9 protein-coding genes and 1 pseudogene are annotated in these 16,618 nt (G+C 64.5%); 2 read left to right on the top strand and 8 right to left on the bottom strand.

Going from position 1 to position 16,618, the window contains the following annotated elements; all coding sequences use genetic code 11:
* Positions 1 to 9: 9 nt before the first annotated feature.
* From QFZ71_RS24440 to QFZ71_RS24420, 5 genes are all read right to left on the bottom strand, one after another.
* On the bottom strand, positions 10 to 540 hold the full coding sequence (locus QFZ71_RS24440; protein WP_307670307.1) for an SMI1/KNR4 family protein: 531 nt from the start codon (positions 538 to 540) through the stop codon (positions 10 to 12).
* A gap of 8 nt (positions 541 to 548) precedes the next feature.
* A complete protein-coding gene (locus QFZ71_RS24435) occupies positions 549 to 1,004 on the bottom strand; it encodes a DNA/RNA non-specific endonuclease (protein WP_307670306.1) in 456 nt (151 codons plus the stop codon).
* A gap of 187 nt (positions 1,005 to 1,191) precedes the next feature.
* Positions 1,192 to 1,404, bottom strand: a complete 213-nt coding sequence (locus tag QFZ71_RS24430; protein WP_307670305.1) for a hypothetical protein — start codon at positions 1,402 to 1,404, stop codon at positions 1,192 to 1,194.
* A 55-nt stretch (positions 1,405 to 1,459) separates the two neighbouring features.
* A complete protein-coding gene (locus QFZ71_RS24425) occupies positions 1,460 to 1,834 on the bottom strand; it encodes a hypothetical protein (RefSeq protein WP_307670304.1) in 375 nt (124 codons plus the stop codon).
* Positions 1,835 to 1,961: 127 nt separating this feature from the next.
* Positions 1,962 to 3,209 carry a helix-turn-helix domain-containing protein gene (locus tag QFZ71_RS24420; RefSeq protein WP_307670303.1) on the bottom strand — a complete coding sequence of 416 codons (1,248 nt, stop codon included), beginning with the start codon at positions 3,207 to 3,209 and terminating at the stop codon, positions 1,962 to 1,964.
* A gap of 490 nt (positions 3,210 to 3,699) precedes the next feature.
* Here QFZ71_RS24420 and QFZ71_RS24415 point away from each other — a divergent pair.
* Positions 3,700 to 3,975: pseudogene (locus tag QFZ71_RS24415) on the top strand (tyrosine-type recombinase/integrase); the annotation flags it as partial.
* Positions 3,976 to 4,097: 122 nt separating this feature from the next.
* Positions 4,098 to 4,784 carry a hypothetical protein gene (locus QFZ71_RS24410; protein ID WP_307670302.1) on the top strand — a complete coding sequence of 229 codons (687 nt, stop codon included), beginning with the start codon at positions 4,098 to 4,100 and terminating at the stop codon, positions 4,782 to 4,784.
* A gap of 60 nt (positions 4,785 to 4,844) precedes the next feature.
* Here the strand turns inward: QFZ71_RS24410 and QFZ71_RS24405 are convergent, their stop codons facing one another.
* From QFZ71_RS24405 to QFZ71_RS24395, 3 genes are all read right to left on the bottom strand, one after another.
* Positions 4,845 to 11,705 carry a polymorphic toxin-type HINT domain-containing protein gene (locus QFZ71_RS24405; RefSeq protein ID WP_373465146.1) on the bottom strand — a complete coding sequence of 2,287 codons (6,861 nt, stop codon included), beginning with the start codon at positions 11,703 to 11,705 and terminating at the stop codon, positions 4,845 to 4,847.
* Between the two features lie 113 nt (positions 11,706 to 11,818).
* Positions 11,819 to 14,353, bottom strand: a complete 2,535-nt coding sequence (locus QFZ71_RS24400) for a LamG domain-containing protein (RefSeq protein WP_307670300.1) — start codon at positions 14,351 to 14,353, stop codon at positions 11,819 to 11,821.
* 22 nt (positions 14,354 to 14,375) lie between these two features.
* A complete protein-coding gene (locus QFZ71_RS24395; RefSeq protein ID WP_307670299.1) occupies positions 14,376 to 16,037 on the bottom strand; it encodes a hypothetical protein in 1,662 nt (553 codons plus the stop codon).
* Positions 16,038 to 16,618: the final 581 nt, after the last annotated feature.

Raw genomic sequence — 16,618 nt, 5'->3', positions numbered from 1 at the left:
GAATCACCGTCAGAAGCTCGCGATGGACCTGAACTCGTGATCCGGCAAGGGGAATGAAGTGGAGATGATCTCCGACCTAGTTTCCCCCGTCAGGAGCGATACCAGAAACTCCGCACAGCCCACCTCGAAATGCTCCCACCAGGCACCCCTGGCCTCGTTCACCATCACTGTCCAGCTATCAGGGTGAGCCCCTGCCAACGCCAGCCAGTAGATGAATTCTCCGTTGTCCGTGGAGGCCCACGGAATCAGCCTGCTTTCAGGCACCTCGAGCAATTGCGCTGGCTTCTCCTCGCCCTCCTCCCAAAGCATTTTAAAGCTTTCGTCACGCTCTTCGACAGAGGAGAGGAGGTCATAGGGACGCTTTTGGCAATCAGGCTCCAGAACCCACAAGTATTTGTCCAAGCACCCCCCGCCGTAGGTATCGATCAGTTCTCGATAGTCCGCTGGCAGCTGGATTCCCAGCTCTCGGGCAACGTCGCCCCAGTCTCGGGGACGTGCGGCGCCTTGCGGGGGAGCCACCAGTCGGATCAACCTTTGCATATGCGCGTTCATTGCCTTGGCCTGTTCAGAACTGTCTGGAAGATGTCAAGTCCCCCTGATCCGTTGGCTCGGATGGTCACACCGAGCGGATACGGGTTGGCCGGGCCATCACCAATATGTTGTGCATAGATCGGCGTGACGGTGTACTGCACAGTCTCCCCATTCCTCTCGACGGCCCTCCGCACTCGATTTTCGAGACGTCGCATCCCTGGATGGTTGGCGTACTGATGCAGCGTTACAAAGTTCCGGCGGTCACTGTTCGAGCCACCGAGCTGCGCACCCCAGAGGTGGGAGCGGTTGTATCCCATTCCGCTGACCCAACCGGCCGGATCGACGCTGGGATTGGTAGTTCCACCAATATTGTCCCGGGTAAGCGTGACGCTGATACCGGTGGCTCGCCCATGTTCGTCGAGCTCTCCGTACCCGCCACAATTGTGAACCAAGACCGATGCAGGCCCGGCCACAACATAGTACGTGTGCTGCGCGGCACCCTTTCACCTGCTCCTTCGCTGGTCAGCGCAGGTTTCGGGTTCCGCTGGTGTCTGTGGTTGTACGGCGAAATCCGTGGGTGTTGCCGTCGCTACTGCCGTCAGGCGATTCAGGCCGGGCGGTCGATCTGCCGATGGCGCGGTGTCGTCGGCGCAGGGGACTTTACTGCCATGCGCCGGGTTCGGCACGAAGAACGGTGCGGGTGGTCTGCTCGTACAGCTCGTGGCCGGTGGCGGCGCAGTGTCCGGCGATCCAGCGGGTCAGTTCGTCCGGTTCGTGGAGGGTGCCGGAGGTGGCACCGCAGTCGTGTTCCTCGCCGGTGACGCAGACCGCCGCGAAGACCGGCAGGGCCAGGGAATCGGGGGCGGTGGTCACGCAGTACTCACGGAATCGGTAGCGACCCCGGGCCGGTACGTCGCTGCTCGCGGGGTCAGGCATCACCGCCGGCCTCTTCCTCCTCCGTGTCCGGAAGACGTCGCCCGCGCGAGTCCGCCACCCGGAGTGCGTCAGCCAGGGCCTCGGTCAGGCGGCAGGCCAGCCAGCGGTATTCGGTGGCTGACAGGGCCTTCGCGCCGGGGGCCGTGGTGTCGCGGGCGTATTCCAGCAGCTCCCTGCCCATGCCGAGCTGTACGGACTCGATGTTGTCAGCGAGGGTGGCGAGGTAACCGCGGCCGTCGGTGCTGAGGTAGCAGGGCTTTCCCTCGGGGGTAGTCCACGGCAGCAGGCGCGGGCCTGTCAGTCCTGCTGCCGCGTCATGGAGATCCCTGCGGCGCATGCGGTCCGCGTCGCTCCTGGGCTGGTTCATCGTGTACCCCCGGGCCTGGGTCGCTGATAGAGACACAAAGACCGTAGGCACTGACTGACCGTCACCCCAGGTGTGCGTCACGACAGTTGGTGACACGCGGTGCGGAAAGTGTTGCGCTGCGTAGCAGTTAGCCGACGACGCCCAAGTGGTCGGCCATCTCGCGCATGTCGGCGGTGAGGGTGCGCTTGCGCTTCTTGAGGATCTCCTGCATCGTCTCGGCGGCCATCCGCTGGTGCCGCAGCCATTCCGGCGAAGCGTGGCGGACGCCGGCCAGTTCGTCCATCGCGCCGGTCAGGTCGCCGGTGCGGGCGTGGGCGCGGGCCACGTCGAGCCGGTGGCGGTTCCAGTTGTCGTCGCTCGGCCTGCCGGTGTGCTTCCACGCCTTGGGCGACATGGCGTCTTCGCTGGACTTGCGGACGACGGTGCGGGCGTCGCCCACGATCATGGCGTCCTCGACGCCCTTCATGCCGACGGTGAGGGGTCCGAAGGTGGTCCAGTGCCGGAAGAACGATCCGGTGTGTTCCCGGCCGACTGCGGCGGCTGCGGTGGTGGCCACCCGGTGGTAGTGGCGGGCTTCCTGGGGGCGGTTGTTGCGGCCCGCAGCGGCGGCAGCTCGCAAGGCAAGCCATCCCCAGGCCGCGCATTCGTCCGGTGTCGCGCGGGAGAGGCGGGGTTCGATGACGTCGGCGGTCTGGGCGGCGAGTTGTTCGGCTTCGTCCAGGCGGCCCTGGCGCAGGAGCAGCCAGCACATGCCGATGACTCCGGAGGCCGCGGTGAGGGTGTCGCCGGTGTGGCGGGCGTCGGTGATCGCGTGGGACAGGGCGGTGTAGGCGAGGTCGTACTGGCGTACCTGGGTCAGGTAGCGGCCGGCCAACTGCATTGCCTCGGCGCGGGCCAGAAGTGCCTGTTGGTGTTCTTCGCCGTGGTCGAAGTGAGCCACCGCCGTGTCGGCATCGCGCAGGAGCGCGGGTAGCTGGGAGGCGACGCTCTTGTAGCTGTCGGAGTGGTAGAGCACCGCTCCGTCGTGGACGGTGCGGCGGAAGCGCCGCAGGTTCGGCTCTTCCTCGGCCCTCTCGCCGTCCGGCTCGGCAAGGCCCACGGGTGGGGTGAGGGCGGCACGGAGCTGGATCAGGTTGACCCGGTTCGGGTCTTCTCCTCGTCCCACGGGTTGCGGGGCGTCCGGGGCCAGCAGGGTCGCCGTGGTCACGCCCAATGCGCGGGCGAGAGTGTGCAGGGTCTCCATGCGGACGGTGCCACCCTGCTCGACCTTGCGTACGGTGCCCGGTGATACGCCTGCGGTGTGGGCCAGTTCCTCCTGGCTCAGCCCCGCGCGGCGCCGGTACTTGCGGACGTTGTCGGCCAGCTCCGTAGTCATCAACTCACCACCTCCCACCCCACGGTACGCCCGGGGAGCTGGCGATGGGCCGGCCTCCGGCAGGATCACGGCCTGAGTGGGAGGGGGTCCCTCGTCGGTCGGGCAGCTTTGCCGTGCCAGGGTTCTCCGGGGGCCGCCAAGGCTCACATCGTGACGCGTGCGCTCGGCCTTGGCGGCCCCCGGGGGTTCCTGGTACGCCTCCGGTGACCGGGCGACGAGGGACCCCCTCCCGCGACCTCGACCCCACACCACGACGAAGCCGCACCCGCACACGAACCCCCCTGCCCCTCAGAGAGAGGGCCGGGGTCTGGGGCAGCGCCCCAGGTACTTCGCTGTGCTGGCTGTTGCGCGCCCGGACCGGCGGGGCCGTCGCCAGCGGGGCGGAGACAGGAGCGGGCGGCGGCCCCGCCGGGCCGGAGCGCGTGCGGGCCGCGCCAGCGGACCGCCTTGATCAAGTAAAGAAACTCTGAACAGCTCACCTCCGCAATGCCTCCGCAATGCCTGCCTCCGCCGCATCCGCTTCCACGACCTCCGCCACTCGACCGCCACCCTGCTCCTGGAACAGGGCGTCGAACTCGTCGTGATCAAGGAACTCCTCGGCCACGCCCACATCGGCGTCACCGCCACCGTCTACGCCCACATCCGACTCCGCCTCCAGCGCGACGCCATCAACACCCTCAGCACCGCACTCGGCAGCCCGGAGACCGCCGAGACGGCAAGCGGCGACGGCGACGAACCGCCGCCCTGCGCCGCCCTCGTCCGCTAACGTTGCCGTCAACTACTGCCGTCATGGCCCACGGGAGCCCCACCTACGGGGCTCCCGTTTTGCTTTAGCGATTTACAGGTCAACTCACGTCGACACCCGGCATGTAGCGCATAATGTCTCACATGAACTCTCTCGCTCCCACGGACAACCCGGGCCTGCTGCGATTTCTGCGGAGGTGGTACGGCGCCCCGCAATCACCCAATGTGAGACTGGGAGAATCACCTGAAGCGCCCAGGGAGCTTGTCGAGTGGCATGAAATCTCTGCCCAGTGGGGCGGGGAGATCACCTCGCACAACTACGCCATCCCCCTTTCGAAACTCGCGGTGGAAGACGGAAAGATTCCGTTCTGGGTTGAGAACCAAGGAACTTGGGTCTGGGCATTCGACCCGGCCAGCGAAGATCGCTCTGTGTACGAGCGAGAGCCGTCCGACGAACCGACCCCATGGCGACGGACTGACGAGCAGCTCTCAGATTTCTTGATTCATGCCACGATCCTAGAGGCAATCCTGGGGGCTCCTGCGACGAAAGTAGCGCAAGGAGTCCCGGCAGATTGGCTCTGGTCTCGGGAAGGAAGTCATGAGCTCCCCTTCCCTGCGTGGAACTGGCCAGCCAACGATTCGCGCATCCTCTTCGGCGAGAGCTGGCTGGCGCTCGTCCACCCGAGCGATGATCCCGACGAAGGCCATGACGTCACCCTGGCGGCGAGGGCGCCAGGCGATCTCTCCTGGGCGGAGAATATGCCAGGAGTCAAGTGGCGCTCATACTCCGGCGCTCAGGACCACACAACCGATGAACCACTGCCCTGGTAGACAGGGAAACACGAATCGGCGGCCGATCCACCTGGATGGGCCGCCGATTCCTTTCCTAACTCAGTCAGGAAGTCCCGTGAATTTTTCAGTCCTACGCGGTGAGATCACCCACAGCTGAGCACCTTCGGGCAGCATGTCAGGCAATGTACTTCTGCATGTTCCGCAGGCCCCCGTCGGGTAGTCGATGTAGAGCACGGCCTTTCTGACACCCGGGTTCATACGCAAGAAAGCTGCTGCGTGAGTCTCCACGTGCTCCCCGTTGGCCTTCGTACGACCTGGGAGGTTCTTGAGGAGTCCAGACTGACCGCCTGGACCACTGATCATCGGCAGCTGATCGCCCCCGACATCAAGAATTCCCACAGTGCGCCGCGGGTAGTCCTTCTGCAAATCCTTCAGGGACGGGCCGCAGTTGCTGTTGTGAACAAGGACCGGAGTCTGCCCCGCCAGCACATAGTACGTGTGCAGGTCGCTGACGGTCAGGTTGTAGACGGTGGCCTGCTGGGCCGTCCAGCGACTGATGGCGGTGACCTGGACCCGGGTGCCGTGGCTGGTCTTGAGCCCCTGGCCGGATTCAAGATCGATGGCGTCGATCCATTCACCGATATCCGAGACCCAGAAGGGGTGGTTGTGAGTGGCGGTGATGCTTGCCGTCTTGGATCCCTGGTCACCATCGATGTCGATGGTGACCTCGACCAGACGCTTGGTACCTTCGCCCTTTATCTCGGCAGTGACGGTCTCGATTTCTCTTTTGCCAGACTTGGGGTCGGTTGCCAGGACCTTTTCGCCGATCTTAACTTCCTCGATCGGCTTGGTACTGCCGTCGGCCATCAACACCTTCGTACCAGGCACGAAGCTGTTGGGCTCACATCTCGTCTTCTTGAGCAAGCTTTTCGCCAGCCGCGCCTCACCTACCAGAGGGATAGCACTTATTGCTCTCTCGCTTGCTGCTTGATAGTTCCCCTGAATGAGATCGTTGATTCCCAGGACAGCATCAGCTGCCGGCCCAAGAATTGGGACGAAGATACCCACGGCCTCGACGACCTCGGTCCACGGAATGACCCGGGTCCTGTCGATCCAGTTCTTGCAGCCGAGACACCCGTGGGTGTAGTAGCGCTTTCCGGCCTTGTTTTCGTCGTACTTCTTCCAGTACCAGCCGCTCTTTTTCTTGGTCCAGGATTCGTTGTAGGTGACGGTGGCACTGGATATCGAGTTGCTTGGCACGCACGTGCTGCTGTTTCCGCCACAGATTCCGTCTGGACGCAGGCCGGTGGGGTCGGAAAGGGTGGCCGGAGCGTTGTTGGCGTAGTTATAGCCGTTGATCTGTTGTGGGTCGGCGAGGTCCATAATCGGGTCGACGCTGATGAATCGGCCGATGCCTGGGTCGTACTCGCGGGCACCGAGGTGGGTCAGTCCCGTGCTGGTGTCGGTGGTGCCGCCGACGAAGCCCTTGGTGCTGGGCCAGCTCGTCGGGACATCGCCGCGGGCACTGCCGAAGGGGTCGGTGCGGCGCTGGGTGAGGGCGAGGCTTGCGGCGTCGACTGCGAGTTGGCCGGTGCCATGATGGTCGCCGATCGTGAAGGCGACGCTGCCGTTATCGTTACGGACGGCCTGCTGGCCGTTGCCCAGGTCGATGAACCGGGTGGCCTTCGGTACCGCCGAGCCCTTGGGCAGGACAATCTCGGTGTGGCCGAGGTAGAGAGTGGTCTCGCTGTCCGTGCGACCGATCAAGCGGCTTCCGCCGGCGTCGTACAGATACGCGGTGGTCTTGTCAGCGGCACCCTCAACCGGCTCCGTAACCGAGGCCAGGTGGCCCTCGGGATCCCAGCTCAGTCTCTGCGTGGTGCCTGCGACCGTGCGGCTGGTCGTGTTGCCCATCTCGTCGTAGGTGTAGCTGTCGCGCGAGGTGACCGTCGGACCGACGCTGGTCACCGAGGTCAGGGCGTGTGGCTTCGCCCCACCAGCCGGGGGGTAGGCGTAAGTGCGCTCGGTGTTCTTGGCCTGGTCGCCCGTCAGGTCGTGCGAGGTCTCGCTGAGCCGGTTGCCGACCTTGTCATACGTATAGGAGTTCCAGTAGGGCGCTGGGCCGCCGACCTTCCCCGCTGTGGGTGCGCTCGTGCAGGTGGGGGCCGGCTCTGTCCACTCCTGAGTCACCCGACGCAGGTGGTCGTAGGTGAAGCACTGGGTGTCGGTGCCAGACCGGGAGACATCCGCGACGGACAGGACATTCCCTGTCTCGTCATAGCGGTAGGTGGCGTACTTGTCCACGCCCGCGATGTCTTGCCGGTCGACGCGGCTGGTAGCCAGGCGCTGGGTGCCCCACTCGTAGGTATTGGTGACCTGAGTCTGCTTACCGGTGCCGCCGTTGGTCATCTTCACTTGTAGCGGCTTGCCAGTGAGGCTGTAGCTGGTGGCAGCGCTGTAGCCCTGTCCTGTGACCCCGTTGAGGCGCAGGATGTCGTCGTAGCTGTAGGTGATGACCTCGCCCGGCAGGGAGCCGGCCTTGGAGTAGTTGGCACTCTGCAGCAAGCCGCTGGGCTTGAAGACCGAGGCCGTCTGATAGGTGCCTGCCAGCGCTCCTTCCGCCGCGGGGATCGTGATGGCCGTACGGGTGGCCCGATAGAGCGGGTCGTAGGCGGTTACCGAGCTGGTGTATGCGCTGCCGTTCACGTAGCGGGTGCTGGAGGCCAGTTGGCCCTTGGCTCCGCTGATGGTGTCGTAGGTCCAGTCGACGAGCTTTGTCCCGGTCGCCGAATCCTCTCGCAACTCGGTCTCTCGTCCGAGGTTGTCGTAGGTGTGGTGGAGGGTGCTATGGGCAGCCGTGGTCGAGGCCGCCGTCGTGGAGACGAGTTGCCCTCGGTCGTCATACGAGCTGTCGGTTGTGCCCTTGTCCGGGTCGGTGGTGCGCACCTGGCGGCCGAGTTGGTCGTATGTGTACGTCCAGGAGTTGCCGGCAGGGTCGGTAACCTTTTCCAGCTTGCCGCTGGGCGTATGGGCGTAGCGGGTTGTGTCGTAGTCGGCGCCGAGGGTGCGCTCGTGGTGCTGGCGCAGCTCGGTGGTCTGGCCTCGGGCGTCATTGAGTGTGGTGGTAGCGGTGCCGCCAACGGGGGGGATGACCGTGGTGCGGTCGCCGTTGTAGACGGTGCGGGTGATGCCGAGGACTTGGCCGCCGTCGCCGTTGCCCGCTATCTGCCGGGACTCGGTGATGCGGCCGAGTCCGTCGTAGAGGTTACGGGTCTGTGTCTCCACGCTCAGCGCGTCAGCGGGCGCGAACAGTTCGGTCGACGGGGCCTGCGTGGTGTAGTAGGTGCTGAAGTTCTTGGCGGCCAGTCCGCGCTCATCGTAGAAGGTGTCTGCAAGGAGGCTGCCGCCGTCCGGGCCCGGTGCTTGGGTCTGGCGTTCGCGCAGGAAGCCGTCGTAGAGGGTGTAGGAGGTGATATGGCCGCCGGTGTTGTTCAGGGTGCTGGTCGCGACGGCGACCGCTTTGCCGTCGGTGATGGTGTAGGTGAACGCGTGGTTCGGCGTTTGTGAGGTGTATCGGTTAGCGAGCCAGACCTTTGCCGAGCGGCCGAGTGCGTCGTAGGCGAACTCGGTCACCTTGTCGTTGGTGTCCGTGACCCGTAGCGGCTGGCCGCGTAGGGGGTCGTGTTCCGAAGTGGTGCTCTGGGAGCTTCCGCTGTTTCCGGAGACAGCTGGTGGTGTGGTCACCTTGGTCTGCTTGGGAAACCCGGTGGCCGGGGTGTACGCCGTGACTGTGGTTCGCCCGTCGTTGCGCACAGTTCGCACTGGTGCCACGTCACCGGTCGCTGTGACGTTAGCGGTCAGGTCGGTCACGTTCAGCTGACGGCCGTAGGTGTCGTACGTGGCACCGGCTTCCAGGTAGGTGGCCTTGGTTCCGTCGTGCTGCTTCAGTGTGGCCGTAGCGGTGGCGTCGCCCTTGGTGGGCTCGGCTCCGTATGCGCCGCCGTCATAGGCGGTGCGCACGTCAGAGATGACGTCCTTGGCCCGGTCCGGTGCGACGTCGCATGCCTTGGCTACGGTCTCGACCCTGGACGGCAGCGAGAGGATGTTGTCGGTGCTGTTTGTGGCATACGTGGTGCGTGTGCACTGATTGTCTTCTGCGGTTGAGTTGTCACCGCGGTCATCGACCTCAATGACCCGCCCAGCCACCGTTTCGTAGGTGTTGGCCGTGGAGGTTATGCGCCACTGGGAGCCGGCCCCGCCGTCGAGAGAGGTCCAGGTCTTGGCACTCTCGGTCCCTGTGAGATTGGCCGTAACGGTGCCCCAACTGCGTTTCTTCTCGGCAGTTTGACGGTGCCAGGGCCTGTCCACCGTCTTTTCGAGTACCTTGCCACCAGGCTTGTCGAAGGTGACTGTTTTGTACGGAAAGCCGTTCGCCGACTCATGGTCGGTTATCGGCTCTCCCTCATCCGTGCCGAGACTGACTGAGACGCTCTTGGTGCCGCCGGTGGTGGTGGCCCGGTCACCGTCCATGCCGCGCAGAAAGTAGTGGTCCTGCTGGGACTTCATGGCGGCAGCACCGCCCTGCCCGCCGGTCTGAACCCTGACTTGGCCATAGCCGCGCCACTGGGACCAGGTCTTTTCCTTCTCCTTGGTCAAGCCGTCATCGTCGTCGAAGTGCCATGCCGCGTTGCCGAGGTACTGGTATGTGGTGACCTGGTCGGGCGCGCCACCGGTGCGGTCGGTGCTTGTGACGGAGTCGGTGACGTACTTGTTGAACCACTGTTGTTCTGCGGGGTCGGTGTCATTGCCACCGATGTACTGGGGGAAGCAGCGGGTGGTGTTCGTCGCTGGAGTCGGCAGCGCACTCCAGTCGCAGACGGCAGCCGAGTAGTTCACACTGATCTGCCCGCCGGACTCATCGTCCACCGAGGAGAGTCGGTCCTTGATGAACGGGGCGAACCCGTCGCCTGTCTTGTCCAGCCGGTTGGCGAGCTGGGTGTAGGCGAAGGTGGTTTTCGGCAGAGTGATGGTCGGGGTCGCCGACTGACCAGTGTGCTGGACACTGTCGAGGAGGAGCTGGTAGTCCGTGTCGGCCATGCCCCATCGATGGCCGAGCTTCCAGGAGTCGACTTTGCCGTAGGTGCCGTCGGCCTTGAGAACCTGTGTGGTGACGTCGGTCAGTCGCTTGCGGGTCCAGAAGGACGGTGACAGCCGGCCGTTGTCACAGGTGGTCTCGGCCTTGCAGTTCAGGTCCCACGGGGTGTCGTACCAGTAGAAGGCTTTGGTGTCGATCGTGTCGGCGGCGCAGGTGACACCGGTCGCTTGTATGCAGCGCTCCGTGTTGTCGAAAACGACCTGTGCCAAAGGTTTGGCAGCATATAGATCAGGGGTCCGCTGCCCGTAGTCGATGCGCGTGAGGTATCCACCACGCGTGTACGGGGTGTCGTCGGCGGACTTCAGGTTGCGGCCGTAGGAGTTGGTCTCCTTGGTGTAGTGGTAGCTGATCGCGTTGCCGTACACGTCGACGACGTAGTCGAGGTTCCACCTCCATGCCTGCTGGCACCATGAGTCGGCAAACGTCGCCGCGTGGCACTCTTCAGTGGAGTCGTTTCCGTAAACAGGAAGGGTCCAGGTGGAGTCGGTTGTGCTCTTTCCTGTGCTCCAGCCCGGCAGACGGTTGTAGCCGAAGTAGTAGCGGGTTCCGTCTGGGGATGTGAGGCGCCAGTACTCGCCGTCGTTGTCGCCGTTGCCTCGGTCGGCCGACTCCAGACGTTTGATCCTCGTACCGTCATCGCGCTTCAGTCTGAACTCGTCGTTGCCTGCGGGGACCAGTTCACCGCCGGCGCCGTTGAAGGAGATGGTCGCGTTGTCGTAGGCCCAGCACATGTCGCCGGGCTTGTTGCCGTCCGCGTTCTTGACCCCGTCATCGGCGCAGGGCTTGTAGCTGCGCTCGATGAAGCCGGGCCATAGGTCGAACCCATCTCCCACCCATGAACCTTGGTTGTTCGTCCCACCGGTTCGACCGTCTATCGTGCCGGATGAGTAGGAGAGCCCGACGCTTGGCTTCAGCGCCCCCGGTACCTCGGGGACCTCCATGTCGTAGGACCATGTGAAGTCGCCGGTGTTGAGTGCAGTGTTCCAGGTGGAGGACGGAGAAAGCGGAGTCGCCTTGTAGTCCCCTTTGTCACCGCCGACGGCGGCAGTCGCGGCCAGGACCGTGGGGGCTCCGGCCTGCAAGCTTACTGACTCTGCGGTCAGCGTCTTGCGTTCTGTGTCGTTGACGGCGGCAACAGGCTCTCCGGACCGGCACGCCTTCACTTCTGGCGTGGTGAGCACGCAGACGGGCAGCTGGACCAGGCTCATACGCGACGCGTAGGCACCACCGAAGAGCTCACTGAATTGTGCGTAGTCGACCGCCACAGCGACCGGCTGCTTCGTGCTCTCGGCTGGCGCGCTTCCGGCCCGGGCCGGCTCGCCGGCCCTGAGGGTGAACAGCAGGCCATCGATCCCGGCTCGCTCAGCCTTCTTACCCTCAAGCACCTCCGTCTTCACCGTGCGGGGAGCACGTCTCGGCGTCACGCTCGCATGTGCCTCGCCCTGAGCCCGGCCGACAGCAATAGGCTGCCCCTTGGCAGAGGTGAAGCGCTCGCCGCCTTTGGCACCTGACGGCGGGAGAGCCACCGTGACCGCTGCGGGATCAGGCTGCTCGGCCCGCGGGGCAGCCGACGGCACTCTGGGGCCCTTGTTCTTTACGCGCGGCTTAACCGTGAACCCGCGACCTCCCGCGACGGGCTTCTCTGCCGCTGGGAGCCCGGGCAGGTTGCTTACCGCATTAGCCGTAGACGATGCCGACGGCGCTGCGGCCGTCTGCAGCAAAGTGGCGACCAAAACTGCGGAGACCGCTAGCGATGCTCGGCGGAATGCCCTGTTCTTTGGGGTAAACGCTGTCGTGAGTTTCATGCGAGGGGTGTCCATCACTGCCGGGCGCCGGGTGCCTGTCGGGCTGCGGCGCGGGACTGAAACTGCAAGGCTTCGGGCACTGCTGACGTGCCTGGAACGCTGGCTGTGGGGGGTCAGCTGCCGCTAGGGACCTCTGTTGGGACATCGAACAGAGATCCGGCCAGTAGGCCGATTTGGACGTCGTTCAGTGCGCCTTGGAAGGCCCATACATCGTCGATCGAGCCGGCGAAGTACTCCCCAGTCGTGTCTCCCGAGGCGCGCCCGACCTGGATTGATTTAGACGCCTTGAACGTCAGCACGTTGTCTGCCCACGCGATGAGGTCCTGGCAGGCTGCATCATCAGCGCTGCCATCCCCGTCGGTGTCTCCACAGGCCACTTCTTGGAGGACACCGTTGACGTACAGCCGGGCTTCCTTGGCAAAGCCGTCGTATACCACCGCGAGATGATTCCAGTCCCGGACGTCGTAGAACTCAGAGCTGGCCGCCTTCTTGACCGGTGCCGTGGAGCTGTCACTACTTGGAAGGCTGAGCTCCCATCTCCCCGGACCGACAGCATCGCCAGATTCGGGCTGGAAGCGCACATCGAACGCACTGCGAGTGGCACCTTCGGCGCTCACAACGGACATGCTGTGGTCGGGCAGAGCCGCTGCCTGAGCCCAGGCCGTGACGGTGAAACTGGCTCCCGTGTCGACGGGCATGGTCGGGGTTGCCGCGTAGGAGTCGACGCCGTCCAGTTGCAGACCGTTGAAGTCGACCGTGCCGGCTCCGAGCTGGGCGCCCCCGTACAGGTTCATGGGGCGTTTCTCGACAGTGGAGTCCGGAGACGTGACCGGAGTTCCCGTGCCCGTCTCCTCGAAGTTCCAACGGCCCTTGAGGATGGGGCTCTGCCGGAACAGCTGCTGTACTTCTTCGGCAGCGACCACTCGGTCCAGGAACCGGATGCCGTCGATCTGCCCGGGGAAGTGCTGGATCATGTTGCCGCCGTCGATGGTCAGAGCGCCGACCTGGACCTGCTTGCCCGCGTACCACGATTTGGTTTGGGCGACCGTCGCCGCCTTCTCGCCATTCACGTAGAGGGTCAGGGTGCCGGCAGTTGGATCATGTACGCCGACGAGGTGCGCCCATTCGCCTACGCGTGCAGTTGTTCCCTGGGGCTGCACAACTCTGATCTGGGTTGCGCCCACCACGTCCGCGGAGTATTGGAAGAATCCCCACTGATTGCTGGTCTTGGAGTAGGCCAGCTCGAGGCCCGGCCTGTTCACCCCGAGCTGCGCGACGACTGTGGCGCCTGTGCTGGGGAGTCGGTCCAGCTTCGCCCAGGCCGAGACTGTGAAGGGGCGTTCGGTGTCCACGTGAGGGGCTGCCGTGCGCGCGTAGTCTCCGTCGCCGTCCAGCTGCAGTGCCCGGCCGCTCACTCCGGCAGCGCCCAGCTTGGCGTTCCCCGCCAGTGCCAGGGGCTGGGTGTCTGCATGCCCGGTCACTTCGGTGGCTCCGGCTGCTTCATCCAGCGGGAAGATCGCCCGTGCGGTGCGCCCGCTGCCGATCGGCTTCTTCTGATGAAGGTTGGTGACCTCCGCGTCGGAGACCGGCTTGTCGAAGATCCGGACGTCGTCAATGCTTCCGGGGAAGTAGTTGGTCGGGGTGCCGAGCAGGTTGGCTGCCCCGATCTGGAGTCCACGGCGCGCGTCCCAGGCGGTGGTGTAGGGGGTACTGCCAGCCACTGAACCATCCACGTAGAGCCGCAGCTCCTGCGCACCACCTGAGTAGACGCCAACCAGGTGGGTCCACCGTCCGGCTGTCACTCCCCCGGCAACGGGGGCCATGGCCCGGACGATAGAGGCACCTGCCGTATCGGAGGTGTACTGGTTGAAGACCCAGCGGTCATACCCCTTCGAGTAGTAAAGCTCGAACCCCGGGGAATAGTTGCCGGGCTGTGCAGCCACCACTGCAGCGTCCGTGGGCATCTTGTCCAGGTTCACCCATGCCGAGACGCTGAAGCCGTTGGCTGTGTTCACCGTAGGTATGTCCGTCGCTGCGTAGCCGCTCGTGCCGTCGAAGTGAACCGCTGTCCCGGTTGTGCCTGAGGCACCGGGGGTAGCTCCTCCATAGAGCTTTGCCGTCCGCGCCCCAGAGCCTCCAGAAGCAGAGGTCGCGTCAGCAGCATCGTCGAACTTCCAGTTCGCTCTCTCTGGCTGGCCCGCCTTCACTCTGAACTGGTAGGTCCGCACTTCCGAGCCGTTGCCGGCGGCATCAAATGCCTGCGCGGTGATGAAGCTCAGTCCGGCCTTCGACGGCAGTACCTTCACGGCCTGCGCAGCGCCGGCCGCGGTGGTGATGACATTCTTCGACGAAGGATCGCCGTTGATTCCGTACCAGTACTTGGTGACATCGCTGTCTGCAGCCTTGATCTGGAACGAGCCGTAGCGGCCTACGCCGTCGAACCAGGGATCGTCCGGGTCCTCAGGGTCCGATGTTGGGTAGTCGCCAGAGGTGATAGCGGGTGCCTTGGGAACGGTGGTGTCGTAGACGAAGTAACAGCCCGTCGGATCGCCTGCCGACGACCACGGGGAGTACTGCGCCCCGTCATAGCTGCGTACGTACCAGTTCACCGTCTTGTTCTGCGGGATCGACGTGGGCAGGCTGACCACGAAGCTCGAACCCGACGCCTTGTTAGGAGGTCAGTGCGGGCTTCCAGCGGGCAATTGCTCCCTGTCCATCGCCCGTGTCCCACATCGCCTGGAACTGCACGGCGACGTTGTCGCCGTCCGGGTCTGTGATGTTGTTCGCGTACATCTTGCCGAGGGTGCGTACACGCGGGGCGCTCTCCGGGCGCTTGCAGGTGCCCCCGTATTCCATGGTGAGCTGGGACATCTTGACCTGTGTCGGCGCAAGGTTGTACTTGACCCGGAGGAATGCCTTGTCGGAGAAGCGCTTCCAGGCGTAGCCGTCGGTCTCGCTGGCAGCCTGCAGGCCGAACGTGAGCGAGGACGCCTTGTCGTTGGCCGCTTTCTGCACTGCGGTGCGCACGTTGAACTCTGCGTCCTTGGCAGCGCAACCGTCGTAGCCGTACGCGAAGGACGAGGATGTCAGTTTCTCGATCCAGAACCCCGAAGCGTTCTGCGAGTTCCAGGTCGTCGACGGCGAGATGCCCTTCGTCCTCCACAGCTCGACGCTCCGATCCGAGCACGAAGCGGACCAGGTGTTCCGGACGACGAACTCCGCCGAGAGAACCGACTTGCCCGCGAACTTCGACGTCGGTATCTGGTAGAAGATCCGTTTCGTATCGTGCGGAGCACAGTAGGACCAGTTGCAGTAGCCCATACCTGACGTGGACTCACCGTTGAACTTCCACTGCGGCGACGATGCCCAGTACTTGGATGCCATCGTCCATGACGATGCTCTGGGTGAGTACCACTGCGGATCGATGAACACGGGGTATGTGGTGTCCGGGCCCCGCAGCAGTTCGGCGTCCGGCGTCAGTACCAGTTCGTCGCCGCCGGCCGGCACATCCACGTCCACCGGTGCGAGCGCTCCCGACTCCCCCGCCGCTGGTTCCGTCGACGATGCTGCATCAGCGTCAGCGACGCGCGCTTCGCGTTCAGGCACGTCCTCGGCGCCCTTGGCCGTTGCCGCGGCAGGTCCCGTACTGGAATCCCACATCATCGGCTTCGGGGCTTCGAAGACTGCCCCCTGCGCGCCCTTGTCGACCGCCTCGAGACCCCCGTCCTGCGTCTCATTGACGTCCATGCCCTCAGCGGCAAGCTGCAGACGCAGCTTCGACAGCGCCTCGTTCTCTGCCGCAGCCGCGGTCTTGACCACCAGGAGTTGGGTGAAGCCGTCTTCCTGCGCCTGCATCCGCAGGTCCACGTCCGGGAGCACGTCGCGGTAGGTGGCAGTCGCACCGTTCAGCTCGGGTGTCGGCAGTTCTCCCGGCCACGACAGAGCAAACTCGCGACCTGCTTTCGTCATCTTCACCAGAGGCATGTCGCCACCGCCGGAAAACGTCAGACCGACCGTAGTGACCTCGGGTGCGACTCCACCTCCACCGGCTTGCGCCAGGTCGGTGTCGACAGGCTTCCACTCGCCGTCCACACGGGCTCGCACGGGACGTAGGTACTCGCGCGCTTCCAGGTTTCCGTCACTGGTGGCGAAGACATCGCTGCTCTCGGCTCTCAGCGACAGGACCTCAACCGGCTGGCCGGTTCGTTTTGCGGCGGCTCTCGCGGCGGCTACGCCTGCCTCTCCAACATCAGGTTCGGATGCGGTTGCCCTGGCCGCAGGGGCGATCCCGGTTGAAGCAGCTACCGAAGCTGGCAACATCACGACAACCATGCTGAGCAGCGCCGTTGAGGCCATCACCCGACGTCGGCGAGACACATGACTCCACACAAAACCCACCCCGGCTCCAAGGAGATGAAGATCCACTGAGAGCGGGACCTGGTGGGGACTTTATGTAGTGGGCAGGTGAATATCCAGAGGGAAAATGCTGGCGTCACGCGCCAAACCGGACGACAATCTCGTGATTGAAGTCACGTTTACAGGTGCCTACGGCGGGCGTTGCCCTGCAGGTTGAAGCATTCGGCAGCCCCTCCGTGAAGAGGCCGCACGAGACCTTCACGACCGTGCAGCAGTCGAGCACCTGAAGAGGCCGCGGGGAGCTTGAGGTTCTGGCCCCTACCGCTCCCTCGGCAGCGCCGGACTCGACTCGTGACAGGGCGCAAGCCACTACGCGGTCGGGCAAGTTCTGTGACTGTCCGATGTCGCCAAATGATCCACGCCTCGCACGTTCTTGCCCGCCGTCCGCGAAGCGAACAGGTCCGAGGCCATGAGCCGGGTGGTGGCTGCACGCGCGTGGGTCCGCGTCGCGTGGCGGAGGGATCGATTACCGGGTTAAGCGGGCGCGGTTAGTGCTC

Origin of the sequence: Streptomyces sp. V2I9, assembly GCF_030817475.1 — a bacterium.
Lineage (GTDB): Bacteria > Actinomycetota > Actinomycetes > Streptomycetales > Streptomycetaceae > Streptomyces.
The sequence above is the reverse complement of the archived record's forward strand: the minus strand, read 5'-3'. Positions and strand labels throughout refer to the sequence as shown.

Excerpts from the sequence above, each read along its gene's own strand:
- QFZ71_RS24425 (WP_307670304.1), bottom strand. The coding sequence starts at position 1,834 with ATGAACCAGCCCAGGAGCGACGCGGACCGCATGCGCCGCAGGGATCTC.
- QFZ71_RS24405 (WP_373465146.1), bottom strand. The coding sequence starts at position 11,705 with ATGAAACTCACGACAGCGTTTACCCCAAAGAACAGGGCATTCCGCCGA.
- QFZ71_RS24440 (WP_307670307.1), bottom strand. The coding sequence starts at position 540 with ATGCAAAGGTTGATCCGACTGGTGGCTCCCCCGCAAGGCGCCGCACGT.
- QFZ71_RS24420 (WP_307670303.1), bottom strand. The coding sequence starts at position 3,209 with ATGACTACGGAGCTGGCCGACAACGTCCGCAAGTACCGGCGCCGCGCG.
- QFZ71_RS24395 (WP_307670299.1), bottom strand. The coding sequence starts at position 16,037 with ATGGTTGTCGTGATGTTGCCAGCTTCGGTAGCTGCTTCAACCGGGATC.
- QFZ71_RS24410 (WP_307670302.1), top strand. The coding sequence starts at position 4,098 with ATGAACTCTCTCGCTCCCACGGACAACCCGGGCCTGCTGCGATTTCTG.